Consider the following 14,325-nt stretch of genomic DNA (forward strand, 5'->3'; position numbering starts at 1 on the left):
TTCTTGGTCAGCACCGTCGTGATCGCTGCCGTCAGCGTGGTCTTGCCGTGGTCAACGTGACCGATCGTGCCGACGTTCACGTGCGGCTTGGTCCGTTCGAATTTACCTTTAGCCATGTTTCTCTTCTTTCAAAAAGTTAATCGTTGAATGACTTGCCGCGCGATTACTTCGACTTGGCGTTGATGATCGCTTCCGACACGTTACGCGGTGCTTCGGAGTAGTGCTTGAACTCCATCGTGTACGTTGCACGACCTTGGCTCAGCGAACGCAGCGAGGTCGAGTAGCCGAACATTTCCGACAGCGGGACTTCGGCGCGAACGATCTTGCCGCCGCCAATCATGTCTTCCATGCCCTGAACAATACCGCGACGGCCCGACAGATCGCCCATCACGTTGCCCATGTAATCTTCCGGCGTTTCGACTTCGACGGCCATCATCGGTTCGAGGATGACCGGCTGAGCCTTGCGCATTGCTTCCTTGAACGCCATCGAACCGGCCATGCGGAACGCGTTTTCGTTCGAGTCAACATCGTGGTACGAACCGAACGTCAGGTGAACCTTCACGTCAACGACCGGGAAGCCTGCCAGCACGCCAGCCTTCAGCGTTTCCTGGATACCCTTGTCGACTGCCGGGATGTATTCACGCGGAATCACACCGCCCTTGATTTCGTCCAGGAACTCGTAGCCCTTGCCCTGCTCATTCGGCTCGAGCGTGATGACCGCGTGACCGTACTGGCCGCGACCACCCGACTGCTTGACGAACTTGCCGTCAACGTCCACCGCCTTGCCGCGGATCGTTTCACGATACGCCACTTGCGGCTTGCCGACGGTTGCTTCGACGCCGAATTCACGCTTCATCCGGTCAACCAGAATTTCCAGGTGGAGCTCGCCCATGCCCGAAATAATGGTTTGACCCGATTCTTCGTCCGTTTGAACGCGGAACGACGGATCTTCCTGAGCCAGACGGTTCAGCGCCAGACCCATCTTTTCCTGGTCCGGCTTCGTCTTCGGCTCAACAGCCTGCGAAATCACCGGTTCCGGGAAAATCATGCGCTCGAGCACGATCGGGCTTTGCGGATCGCACAGCGTGTCGCCGGTCGTTGCGTCCTTCAGGCCGACTGCTGCAGCGATGTCGCCTGCGCGCACTTCCTTGATTTCTTCGCGCTGGTTCGCGTGCATTTGCAGAATACGACCCAGACGTTCTTTCTTGTCTTTGGTCGCGTTCAGCACCGTGTCACCCGAATTCACAATGCCCGAGTACACACGGAAGAAGATCAGCTGGCCGACGAACGGGTCGGTCATGATCTTGAATGCCAGTGCCGAGAACTTTTCGTCGTCAGCAGCGCGGCGCTCACCTTGCTCACCGTTTTCCAGCTCGCCGGTAACCGGCGGGATGTCGATCGGCGACGGCAGGAAGTCGAGCACGGCGTCCAGCATACGTTGCACGCCCTTGTTCTTGAACGCGGTACCGCACAGCATCGGCTGGATTTCGCAAGCGATCGTACGGTCGCGCAGACCCTTGATGATCTCCGCTTCCGTCAGCTCGCCTTCTTCAAGGTACTTGTTCATCAGGTCTTCGCTCGACTCAGCAGCCGCTTCGACCATCTTCTCGCGCCACTCGTTGCACGAGTCAACCAGTTCCGCCGGGATCTCTTCGTACGAGAACTTCGTGCCTTGCGACGCGTCGTCCCAAATGATCGCTTTCATCTTCAGCAGATCGACGACGCCCGTGAAGTTTTCTTCCGCGCCGATAGGCACCACGACCGGAACCGGGTTTGCCTTCAGACGCAGCTTGAGCTGGTCGTAAACCTTGAAGAAGTTCGCGCCGGTACGGTCCATCTTGTTGATGAACGCGAGACGGGGAACCTTGTACTTGTTCGCCTGACGCCACACGGTTTCCGACTGCGGCTGCACGCCGCCCACTGCGCAGTACACCATGCATGCACCGTCGAGCACGCGCATCGAGCGCTCAACTTCAATCGTGAAGTCAACGTGGCCCGGGGTGTCGATGATGTTGATGCGGTGCTCGGCGCGATCGCCGGCCATGCCTTTCCAGAATGCCGTGGTAGCAGCGGACGTGATCGTGATGCCGCGTTCCTGCTCCTGCTCCATCCAGTCCATGGTGGCAGCGCCGTCGTGAACTTCACCAATCTTGTGGTTCACGCCGGTGTAGAACAGGATGCGCTCGGTCGTCGTCGTTTTGCCGGCGTCGATGTGAGCGCTAATACCGATGTTACGGTAGCGCTCGATAGGTGTCTTGCGAGCCACTTTGATCCTCTATTGGGATGACGCGATGCGAGAAAATACCCATCGCGCTGTAACACAAACGGGCGAGGCGCTTTGTAAGCGCACCCGCCCGGAATTTCTTTCCGTTTTTTCTGCTAAACCCGGGTTCGGGAAGCTTAGAAACGGAAGTGCGAGAACGCCTTGTTGGCTTCTGCCATCCGGTGAACTTCGTCGCGCTTCTTCATCGCGCCGCCACGGCCTTCAGCCGCTTCGGAGAGTTCACCTGCCAGACGCAGGGCCATCGACTTCTCGCTGCGCTTCTTCGCGGCTTCACGCAACCAACGCATCGCCAATGCCATACGACGCGACGGACGCACTTCGACCGGAACCTGATAGTTCGCACCACCAACGCGGCGGCTCTTAACTTCGACCACCGGCTTGACGTTGTTGAGCGCTACCGTGAACACTTCCAGCGGGTCCTTGCCACCCTTGGTCTGGATCTGTTCGAAAGCGCCGTACACGATGCGCTCAGCAACCGACTTCTTGCCGGAGAGCATCAGCACGTTCATGAACTTAGCTACATCTACGTTACCGAACTTCGGATCCGGCAACACTTCCCGCTTGGGGACTTCGCGACGACGCGGCATGTTTCTTCCTTTAACTTTTCAGTTGGAGCTATTTTTTAGCCCCGCGGCCACCAACTAACCCGATTCATCTCTAACGACTTACCAGCCTGGTCGGGTGACCACTTACTCGACAGCACCGGCAATTCCGGCACCACCGCTATTACCGCCTTTAAAGGCGACCTGAAACTACACTGACCGGCTAATTACTTGCCAGCCTTGGCACGCTTCGCACCGTACTTCGAGCGAGCCTGCTTACGATCCTTGACGCCCTGGGTATCCAGCGAGCCACGAACCATGTGGTAACGCACACCCGGCAAGTCCTTAACACGGCCGCCGCGAATCAGCACGACCGAGTGTTCCTGCAGGTTGTGGCCTTCACCACCGATGTACGAAATAACTTCGAAGCCGTTCGTCAGACGAACCTTGGCAACCTTACGGAGTGCCGAGTTAGGCTTCTTCGGCGTCGTGGTGTACACACGGGTGCACACGCCGCGACGCTGGGGGCAGTCCTGCAAAGCCGGGCTCTTGCTCTTCGTCGTTTCCGACGCGCGGCCTTTGCGAACCAGTTGATTGATGGTTGGCATTGTTTATTCCTGAAATTGAACAAAATCGACGCATCTGTTTCCGGGCAAAGCAGAAACGATTGCGCATCGAACTTCCGGACCGAGGGATCTGCGCACGAATTGACTTCGCGCACAGGCATTCCAAGAACCGGAACCTAGCATAATATTCCGAAAATGCTAAGGGAGTCAACAGGTTGCGATGTTTCGCACGCCCGCCGACCTCAAACTGCGCTCGCCGGCGCTTAGTCGGCGCCGACGACTTCCAGCAACTCGTCGCCGAAACGGTCCAATTTGCGCGCGCCCATGCCCGGAATGCCACGCAAATCCTCGATGGAATCAGGGCCGTTGCGGGCAATTTCGGCCAGCGTGGCGTCGTGGAAGATGACGTAGGCCGGCACGCCGTCGCTTTTCGCAGTCTCCGTGCGCCAGGCGCGCAGGCGCTCCCAGCGGGCACGCTCGCGCGGACCCATGCCGATCGTCGGGTCGGCGCGCTCGCTGGTGCGGCTGGAAGATTGGCGGGTACGCGTCGGCTTCACGTAGCGGCGCATTGTTACGTTCTGCTCGCTCTTCAGCACTGCTTTGGCGGCTTCGGTCAGCACCAGCGAGCCGAAGCCTTCGTGGTCGACGGCGAGGTAGCCAAATGCGACGAGCTGGCGAAAAATGGCGCGCCACTCCGGCTCGCCGAGCGCCGCCCCAATCCCGAAGGTGGTGAGCTTCTCGTGGCCGCGCTGCAGGATCTTCTCGCTGCGGTTGCCACGCAGAATATCGATCAGGTGCCCAGCACCAAAGTGAAAACCACTCGCCCGCTGCGCGCGGAACACACATGACAGCGCCATCTGCGCTTCGCGCGTCGCGTCCCACGTGTCGGGCGGTTCGATACAGTTATCGCAGTTGCCGCAGGGCTTGCTCGACTCGCCGAAATACGCGAGCAGCCGCACGCGGCGGCAGGTCGCCGCTTCGCACAGTCCGAGCAACGCGTCGAGCTTGCCGGTCTGCACGCGTTTATGCGCGTCGTCGGCGTCGGACTCGTCAATCATCTTGCGCTGCTGCACAACATCACCCAAACCGTACGCCATCCAGGCGTTTGCCGGCATGCCGTCGCGACCAGCGCGCCCGGTTTCCTGGTAGTAACCTTCGACACTCTTCGGTAAATCAAGGTGAGCCACGAAGCGCACGTCCGGCTTGTCGATGCCCATGCCGAACGCGATCGTCGCGCACATCACGATACCCTCCTCGCGCTGGAACATCTCCTGATGCTTCTGGCGGATTTCGAACTCCATGCCGGCGTGGTACGGCAACGCGCGCATCCCCTTCTCTTTCAGCCACTCAGCCGTTTCTTCGACCTTGCGACGCGACAGGCAATAGACAACGCCGGCGTCGGTCGTACCGTCCGGTTTCGAGTGTTCAGCGCGAATAAAGTCGAGCAACTGCGTGCGCGCATTGTCCTTTTCGACGATGCGATAGCGGATGTTCGGGCGATCGAAGCTGGAGACGAAGATGCGCGCGTCATCCAGTGCGAGACGGTGGATGATTTCGTCGCGCGTGATTGCGTCGGCGGTCGCGGTGAGCGCGATGCGCGGCACGTTCGGAAAGCGCTCGTGCAGTACCGACAGCTGAATATATTCAGGACGGAAATCGTGGCCCCATTGCGACACGCAATGCGCTTCGTCGATGGCGAACAACCCGATGCGCGTACGCTCGAGTAACTCCTGGAAACGGGGCGTCATCAACCGTTCCGGCGCCACGTACAGCAGATCGATTTCGCCTTCGCGCAGCGCGCGCTCAGTGGCCATCGCTTCGGCGCTCGACAGCGTCGAATTCAGATACGCGGCCCTAACGCCCACTTCCTTCAGCGCAGCGACCTGGTCTTGCATCAGGGCGATCAGCGGGGACACGACAATCCCCGCTCCGCAGCCCGCTTCGCGACGCACCAGCGACGGGATCTGATAGCACAACGACTTGCCGCCGCCCGTTGGCATCAGCACGAGACAATCGCCGCCGCCGGCGACGTGTTCGACAATTTCGCCCTGCTGTCCTCGGAATGCGGGGTAGCCAAAAACTTCGTTGAGGATTTCGAGCGGACGGGACATGAATTGGAGAGAAGCAGCGTGATGCCGGTGACACGAATTTTACCAACGCATTCGTGCTGCGCCCGCGCTTTGCGACAACGTTAGCCATTCGGCCGACGAATCCGCAAAAAACGCACAAAAATGAGGCACCCGCGGTGCGTGGGACAAAAAAAAACCGCTCAGTCGAAACTGAGCGGCTTCGCTGGCTGGTGAGCCCAAGCGGCTTGCGCCGCCCGGACTTACTCGCCTGAGTGCTGCTGTTCGGCAGCCGGCGTTTCCGGCGTACCGAATTCGAACGACTCTTCCGCTGCGATCTGATCGAAACGCTCGCGATCGGACAGTTCCTTGCTCTTGCGTGCCTTGTGGAACGCGAGACCCGTACCGGCCGGAATCAGACGACCAACGATCACGTTTTCCTTCAGCCCGCGCAGATCGTCGCGCTTGCCCATGATCGCCGCTTCGGTCAGCACGCGAGTCGTTTCCTGGAACGACGCCGCGGAGATGAACGAATCGGTCGACAGCGATGCCTTCGTGATACCGAGCAGCACGTTGTCGTAGGTTGCCGGGATCTTGCCTTCCGCAGCCATCCGGTCGTTCTCGTCGAGCATATCCGAGCGCTCGACCTGTTCGCCCATGATGAAGCGCGTGTCACCGTTATCGACGATCTGCACGCGGCGCAACATCTGACGGACGATCACTTCAATGTGCTTGTCATTGATCTTCACGCCCTGCAGACGATACACGTCCTGCACTTCGTCAACGATGTAGCGCGCCAGCGCTTCGACGCCCTGCAAACGCAGAATGTCGTGCGGATCAGCCGGCCCGTCGACAATCATTTCGCCCTTGTTGACGACCTGACCATCGTGCACCAGAACCTGCTTTTCCTTCGCGATCAGGAACTCGTGCTGATTACCTTCGAGGTCCGTGATAACGAGACGCTGCTTGCCCTTCGTGTCCTTACCGAACGACGTCGTGCCCGTGACTTCCGCCAGAATACCGGCGTCCTTCGGCGAGCGCGCTTCGAACAGTTCGGCCACACGCGGCAGACCACCGGTAATGTCGCGAGTCTTTTGCGATTCAACCGGGATACGTGCCAGCACTTCACCGACCTGCACTTGCTGACCGTCCTTCACGGTGATCAGAGCGCCGACCTGGAAGCCGATCTGCACCGAGTGCTCGGTGTTCGGGATCTTGACTTCTTCGCCGTTCGCGTCGAGCAGCTTGACCTGCGGGCGCACCGTCTTCGACGCTTGCGAACCGCGGCGCTTCACGTCGATCACGACCAGTGTCGAGAGACCCGTCACATCGTCGATCTGCTTGGCAACCGTCACGCCTTCTTCGACGTTTTCGAACTTCACCGTACCACCGTACTCGGTGATGATCGGGCGCGTCATCGGATCCCACGTCGCCAGTTGCGTGCCGGCCTTGATCTGCGCGCCGTCCAGTTGCAACAGCGTCGCGCCGTACGGCACCTTGTGACGTTCACGCTCGCGGCCGTGGTCGTCGGTGATCATCGCTTCGCCCGAACGCGAGATGACGATCTGCTCGCCCTTCGCGTTGGTGACGTAACGCATCGTCGCCGTGAAACGCACCGTACCGTTCGACTTGGCTTCAACCGACGAAGCCACTGCTGCACGCGACGCCGCACCACCGATGTGGAACGTACGCATCGTGAGCTGCGTGCCCGGTTCACCGATCGACTGAGCAGCGATCACGCCAACTGCTTCACCGACGTTGACCGACGAGCCACGGCCCAGGTCGCGGCCATAGCAGGCTGCGCACAGACCGTAACGCGTTTCGCAAGTCAGCGGCGTACGCACGCGCACTTCGTCGATGCCGAGGCGTTCGATTTCTTCGACCGCATCTTCGTCGAGCAACGTGCCCGTTTCGTACAGCGTTTCCTGCGTTTCCGGATTGACGACGTCGGCCACCGTCACGCGACCGAGGATACGGTCACGCAGCGCTTCGACGACTTCACCGCCTTCGACCAACGCCTTCATGGCGACGCCGTTGGACGTACCGCAATCGTCCTCGACCACCACCAGATCCTGCGTCACGTCGACCAGACGACGCGTCAGGTAACCCGAGTTTGCCGTCTTCAGTGCCGTATCAGCGAGACCCTTACGTGCGCCGTGGGTCGAGATGAAGTACTGCAACACGTTCAGGCCTTCACGGAAGTTCGCCGTAATCGGCGTCTCGATGATCGAGCCGTCCGGCTTCGCCATCAGGCCACGCATACCGGCCAGCTGACGAATCTGAACCGCGGAACCACGAGCACCCGAGTCAGCCATCATATAGATGGAGTTGAACGATTCCTGACGCGTTTCGTTGCCGTCGCGATCGACCACCGGTTCCGTCGACAGCTGTTCCATCATCGCCTTGCCGACCGCTTCCGACGTTGCCGACCAGATGTCGACCACGTTGTTGTAGCGTTCTTGCGACGTGACGAGACCCGACATGTACTGACGGTCGTATTCCTTCACCTTCTTCGCGGCGTCGCCGACGATCTGTTCTTTCTGCGGCGGCACGAGCATGTCGTCGACGCAAATCGAAATACCGGCGCGCGTTGCCAGACGGAAACCCGACTGCATCAACTGGTCGGCGAAAATCACCGTTTCACGCAGACCGCACTTGCGGAATGCGGTGTTGATGAGGCGCGAAATTTCCTTCTTCTTCAGCGGCTTGTTCAGCACCGAGAACGGCAGGCCCGGCGGAAGGATTTCCGACAGGATTGCGCGGCCGACGGTCGTCGCGTACAGCGAGATCTTCGGCACGAACGCCGGTGCGCCTTCCGACTTGTCTTCGTTGTGGACCATTTCCGTGATCCGCACGTTGACGCGCGAGGCCAGCTCGACTTCCTTGTTCTCGTAAGCACGCAGTGCTTCAGACACGCCGGTGAACGTCAGGCCTTCGCCCTTGGCGTTCACTGCTTCACGCGTCGCGTAGTACAGGCCGAGCACGATATCCTGCGACGGCACGATCGACGGATCGCCGTTGGCCGGGAACAGGATGTTGTTCGACGCCAGCATCAGCGTACGCGCTTCCATCTGCGCTTCGAGCGACAGCGGCACGTGCACAGCCATCTGGTCACCGTCGAAGTCGGCGTTGAACGCCGCGCAAACGAGCGGGTGCAGCTGGATAGCCTTACCTTCGATCAGCACCGGCTCGAAAGCCTGAATGCCAAGACGGTGCAGCGTCGGCGCACGGTTCAGCATGACCGGATGTTCGCGGATCACCTCTTCGAGGATGTCCCACACCACCGGCGTCTGGTTCTCGACTTCCTTCTTCGCAGCCTTGATGGTGGTAGCAACACCCATCACTTCGAGCTTGTTGAAGATGAACGGCTTGAACAGTTCGAGCGCCATCAGCTTCGGCAGACCGCACTGATGCAGCTTGAGCGTCGGGCCGACCACGATCACCGAACGGCCCGAGTAGTCAACGCGCTTACCGAGCAAGTTCTGACGGAAACGACCGCCCTTACCCTTGATCATGTCAGCGAGCGACTTCAGCGGACGCTTGTTCGCGCCAGTCATTGCCTTACCGCGACGACCGTTGTCGAGCAGCGAATCGACGGCTTCCTGCAGCATCCGCTTTTCGTTGCGGACGATGATTTCAGGCGCCTTCAGTTCGAGCAGACGCTTCAACCGGTTGTTACGGTTGATCACGCGGCGATACAGGTCGTTCAGATCCGACGTCGCGAAGCGACCGCCATCCAGCGGCACCAGCGGACGCAGTTCCGGCGGCAGCACCGGCAGCACTTCGAGCACCATCCAGTCAGGCTTGATGCCCGAACGTTGGAAAGCCTCGAGCACCTTCAGGCGCTTCGCGTACTTCTTGATCTTCGCTTCCGAACCCGTGTTCTTGAGTTCGGTGCGCAGCATCTCGACCTGTTCGTCGATGTTGATCGCGCGCAGCAGTTCGCGAACGCCTTCCGCGCCCATTTCGGCACGGAATTCGTCACCGTACTCTTCGACCTTGTTGTAGTAATCCTCTTCCGTCATGATCTGCCGCGCTTTCAGCGGCGTCATGCCCGGATCGATCACCACGTATGCTTCGAAGTACAGCACGCGTTCGATGTCGCGCAGCGTCATGTCGAGCACCATGCCCAGACGCGACGGCAGCGACTTCAGGAACCAGATGTGAGCGACCGGCGAGGCCAGCTCAATGTGGCCCATCCGTTCGCGACGCACCTTCGCGAGCGTCACTTCGACGCCGCACTTTTCACAGATCACGCCACGATGCTTCAGGCGCTTGTACTTGCCGCAAAGGCATTCGTAGTCTTTGATCGGCCCGAAAATCTTCGCGCAGAACAAACCATCGCGTTCCGGCTTGAACGTCCGGTAGTTGATGGTTTCCGGCTTCTTGACTTCACCGAACGACCACGAACGGATCTTGTCTGGCGAGGCCAGACCGATCTTGATCGCGTCAAAAACTTCAGGCTGTTGGACTTGCTTGAATAGATCGAGCAGAGCTTTCATTGCTTTCTCTCCGTAGTCCGATTAGTTGCGGTCGAGGTCGATATCGATACCGAGCGAGCGGATTTCCTTCACGAGCACGTTGAAGGATTCCGGCATGCCGGCGTCGATTACGTGATCGCCCTTGACCAGGTTCTCATACACCTTGGTCCGGCCCGCCACGTCATCCGACTTCACCGTCAGCATTTCTTGCAACACGTACGATGCGCCGTACGCTTCGAGCGCCCACACTTCCATTTCACCGAAACGCTGGCCACCGAACTGCGCCTTACCGCCCAACGGCTGCTGCGTCACGAGCGAGTACGGGCCCGTGGAACGCGCGTGCATCTTGTCGTCGACCAAGTGGTGCAGCTTCAGGTAGTGCATGTAGCCGACAGTCACCGTACGTTCGAACATCTCACCCGTGCGGCCGTCATACAGACGCACCTGGTTCTTCGACGGCGTCATGCCGAGGTTCTTCGCGATGTCGTCCGGGAATGCCAGATCCAGCGCGCGCGACATTTCTTCTTCCGTCGCACCGTCGAACACCGGCGTGGCAAACGGAACGCCTTCGCGCAGGTTCTTCGCCAGTTCGACGATTTCGTCGTCCGTGAAGCTGTCCAGCTCTTCAGCGCGGCCCGACTCGTTGTAGATCTTGGTCAGGAATTCGCGCAGTTCTGCGATCTTCGCCTGACGTTGCAGCATTTCTGCAATACGCCAGCCGAGACCCTTCGCGGCCCAACCCAGATGCACTTCGAGAACCTGACCCACGTTCATCCGCGACGGCACGCCGAGCGGGTTCAGAACGACGTCAGCCGGACGGCCATCGGCCATGTACGGCATGTCTTCGATCGGAACGATCTTCGACACCACACCCTTGTTACCGTGACGGCCGGCCATCTTGTCGCCAGGCTGCAGACGACGCTTAACAGCCAGATACACCTTGACCATCTTCAGCACGCCCGGCGGCAGTTCGTCGCCTTGCGTGAGCTTCTTGCGCTTTTCTTCGAACGCCAGATCGAACTGGTGACGCTTCTGTTCGATCGAGTCCTTGATAGCCTCGAGCTGTGCCGCTGCTTCTTCGTCCGCGAGGCGGATATCGAACCAGTGGTAGTGGTCGAGATCTTCCAGGTAAGCCTGTTCGATCTTCGTACCCTTCGCGAGCTTCTTCGGACCGCCGTTTGCGACCTTGCCGGTCAGCATACGTGCGAGACGCTGGAATGCATCGCCTTCCACGATACGCAGCTGGTCGTTCAGGTCGAGGCGATAACGCTTCAGTTCATCGTCGATGATCTGTTGCGCACGCTTGTCGCGCTGAATACCTTCACGCGTGAACACTTGAACGTCGATGACCGTACCGCTCATGCCCGACGGCACGCGCAGCGACGTGTCCTTCACGTCCGAAGCCTTTTCACCGAAGATCGCGCGCAGCAGCTTTTCTTCCGGCGTCAGCTGGGTTTCGCCCTTCGGCGTGACCTTACCGACCAGCACGTCGCCTGCTTCGACTTCAGCGCCGATGTAGACGATGCCCGACTCATCGAGACGGCCGAGTTGCACTTCAGCCAGGTTCGAGATGTCGCGCGTGATTTCTTCCGGTCCGAGCTTCGTATCGCGAGCTACGACATTCAGTTCTTCGATGTGGATCGACGTGTAACGGTCGTCAGCAACCACCTTCTCCGAGATCAAGATCGAATCTTCGAAGTTGTAGCCGTTCCACGGCATGAACGCGACCAGCATGTTCTGGCCGAGAGCCAGTTCGCCGAGGTCGGTCGATGCACCGTCAGCCAGCACGTCGCCACGCGACACGATATCGCCGACCTTCACGATCGGGCGCTGGTTGATGTTCGTGTTCTGGTTCGAACGCGTGTACTTGATCAGGTTGTAGATGTCCACGCCGACGTCGCCAGCAACGGCTTCATCGTCGTTCACGCGGATCACCATACGGCCTGCGTCGACGTAATCGACCACACCACCGCGGAATGCCTGAACCGTCGTACCCGAGTCGACTGCCACCGTGCGTTCGATACCCGTACCGACCACAGCCTTTTCAGGACGCAGACACGGCACAGCCTGACGCTGCATGTTCGAACCCATCAATGCGCGGTTCGCGTCATCGTGCTCGAGGAACGGAATCAGCGATGCTGCCACCGAGACGATCTGCGACGGCGCCACGTCCATGTACTGGATGCGGTCCGGCGTAACCATCAGCGTTTCGCCTGCTTCACGCGACGACACCAGTTCGTCGGTCAGCGAGCCGTCAGCAGCAACCGCCGCGTTCGCCTGAGCGATCACGTAACGGCCTTCTTCGATCGCCGATAGATAATCGATCTGATCGGTCACCTTGCTGTCCACAACCTTGCGATACGGCGTTTCGAGGAAGCCGTATTCGTTCAGGTGCGCGTACAGTGCCAGCGAATTGATCAGGCCGATGTTCGGACCTTCCGGCGTTTCAATCGGGCACACACGGCCATAGTGGGTCGGGTGCACGTCGCGGACTTCAAAGCCGGCACGCTCACGCGTCAAACCGCCCGGGCCAAGTGCCGAAACACGGCGCTTGTGGGTGATTTCCGACAGCGGGTTGGTCTGGTCCATAAACTGCGACAGCTGCGACGAACCGAAGAACTCGCGAATCGCCGACGAAATCGGCTTCGAGTTGATCAGGTCGTGCGGCATCAGGTTTTCGCTTTCGGCCTGGCCGAGGCGTTCCTTCACAGCACGTTCGACACGCACGAGACCTGCGCGGAACTGGTTTTCCGCCAGTTCGCCGACGCAACGCACACGACGATTGCCCAAGTGGTCGATGTCGTCCACTTCGCCCTTGCCGTTACGCAGTTCGACCAGGATCTTGATCGTTGCGAGGATGTCGTCGTCTTGCAGAGTCATCGGGCCGACGATTTCGTCGCGACCGACACGGCGGTTGAACTTCATACGACCCACCTTGGACAGGTCGTATGCGTCTTCGCTGTAGAACAGACGGTTGAACAACGCCTCGACCGCTTCTTCGGTCGGCGGTTCGCCCGGACGCATCATGCGGTAGATCGCAATGCGTGCAGCCATCTTGTCCGCGGTTTCGTCGATACGCAGCGTCGACGAGATGTACGGACCTTGATCCAGATCGTTCGTGTAGAGCGTCTGGATGTCTTTGATCTTCGATTCGCGGAGCTTTTCGAGGACGGTTTCGGTGATTTCGTCGTTCGCGTTAGCGATGACTTCACCCGTGTCGCCGTCGACAACGTTCTTCGCGAGCACGCGGCCGAGCAGATAGTCTTCCGGCACCGAGATGAACTTCGTTTTCGCGTTGTCGAGATCGCGAATGTGCTTGGCGTTGATCCGCTTGTCCTTCTGGACGATCACGTTGCCATCACGGTCCGTGATGTCGAAGCGCGCGACTTCACCACGCAGACGCTCCGGCACGAATTCCATCTGCGCGCCTTCCGGCATCAGCGTGAAATTGTCGAACACGAAGAAGTTTGCGAGGATCTGTTCCGGCGTCAGGCCAATCGCCTTCAGCAGGATCGTGACCGGCATCTTGCGGCGGCGGTCAACGCGGAAGTACAGCACGTCCTTCGGATCGAATTCGAAGTCGAGCCACGAACCGCGGTAAGGAATGATACGTGCCGAGAACAGGAGCTTGCCCGAGCTGTGCGTCTTGCCTTTGTCGTGTTCGAAGAACACGCCCGGCGAACGATGCAGCTGCGAAACGATCACACGTTCCGTGCCGTTGATGACGAACGAACCCGTCGGCGTCATGAGCGGAATTTCGCCCATGTACACTTCCTGTTCCTTCACTTCCTTGACGACCGGCTTGCTCGGCGATTCCTTGTCGAGCAGCACCAGGCGCACTTTCGCGCGCAGTGCTGAGCAGTACGTCAAACCGCGCTGCTGACATTCCTTGATGTTGAATGCCGGCGGCGACAGCATGTAGCTGACGAACTCGAGACGCGCAAAACCGTTGTGCGAAACGATCGGGAAAACCGAGGTAAACGCAGCCTGCAGGCCTTCCGGCTTGCGTTGCGTGGACGACGTGTCTGCTTGCAGAAACGTGCTGAATGATTCAAGCTGGGTAGCCAGCAGGAAAGGTACTTGGTGAACGATGGGGCGCTTCGCAAAACTCTTGCGAATGCGCTTCTTCTCGGTGAAGGAATATTGCATACGATCTCCGAATCACGGCGGGCATTGTTGTCGAGGCAGGATACCTTGATGAGACAACCCGAGTGTTCACCGACTGAGACCCGATGGCCGTCCGATGGCTTGAACGAGCCTAGAAGCTTGGTGGTTGGCCGCTACCAACCGCTGGCTGACGGCAGCGGATGCCTATGTTGCCCGCTACCCGACCAAACTTGCCTTCTGCAGTCGCTTCAGAAGACAAAGAGAAGCGCCGGTCAATAT

Annotated in this window: 7 protein-coding genes; all 7 read right to left on the reverse strand. The window is 59.4% G+C overall.

The window, feature by feature from the left end; genetic code table 11:
- On the reverse strand, window positions 1-116 hold a 116-nt coding region (locus tag BM438_RS43840; RefSeq protein ID WP_024163107.1), incomplete at its 3' end, for a GTP-binding protein.
- 47 nt (window positions 117-163) lie between these two features.
- Complete coding sequence (gene fusA, locus BM438_RS43845; RefSeq protein WP_093647721.1) at window positions 164-2,266, reverse strand: elongation factor G; 2,103 nt, start codon at window positions 2,264-2,266, stop codon at window positions 164-166.
- Window positions 2,267-2,400: 134 nt separating this feature from the next.
- Entirely contained in the window at window positions 2,401-2,871 is a 471-nt protein-coding gene (gene rpsG / locus BM438_RS43850; RefSeq protein ID WP_006053291.1) for a 30S ribosomal protein S7, read from the reverse strand.
- Between the two features lie 182 nt (window positions 2,872-3,053).
- Window positions 3,054-3,434, reverse strand: coding sequence for a 30S ribosomal protein S12 (rpsL, locus tag BM438_RS43855; protein WP_006998493.1), 381 nt, complete (start codon window positions 3,432-3,434; stop codon window positions 3,054-3,056).
- Window positions 3,435-3,655: 221 nt separating this feature from the next.
- Window positions 3,656-5,503 (reverse strand): DNA helicase RecQ, encoded by a 1,848-nt coding sequence (gene recQ / locus BM438_RS43860; protein WP_093647722.1) that lies wholly within the window; start codon window positions 5,501-5,503, stop codon window positions 3,656-3,658.
- A 218-nt stretch (window positions 5,504-5,721) separates the two neighbouring features.
- Window positions 5,722-9,960, reverse strand: coding sequence for a DNA-directed RNA polymerase subunit beta' (gene rpoC, locus BM438_RS43865; protein ID WP_093647725.1), 4,239 nt, complete (start codon window positions 9,958-9,960; stop codon window positions 5,722-5,724).
- Between the two features lie 21 nt (window positions 9,961-9,981).
- Entirely contained in the window at window positions 9,982-14,088 is a 4,107-nt protein-coding gene (gene rpoB, locus BM438_RS43870) for a DNA-directed RNA polymerase subunit beta (protein ID WP_054043374.1), read from the reverse strand.
- Window positions 14,089-14,325 lie beyond the last annotated feature (237 nt).

The sequence above is a fragment of the Paraburkholderia aspalathi genome, from assembly GCF_900116445.1.
In the GTDB taxonomy this organism is placed as follows: domain Bacteria; phylum Pseudomonadota; class Gammaproteobacteria; order Burkholderiales; family Burkholderiaceae; genus Paraburkholderia; species Paraburkholderia aspalathi.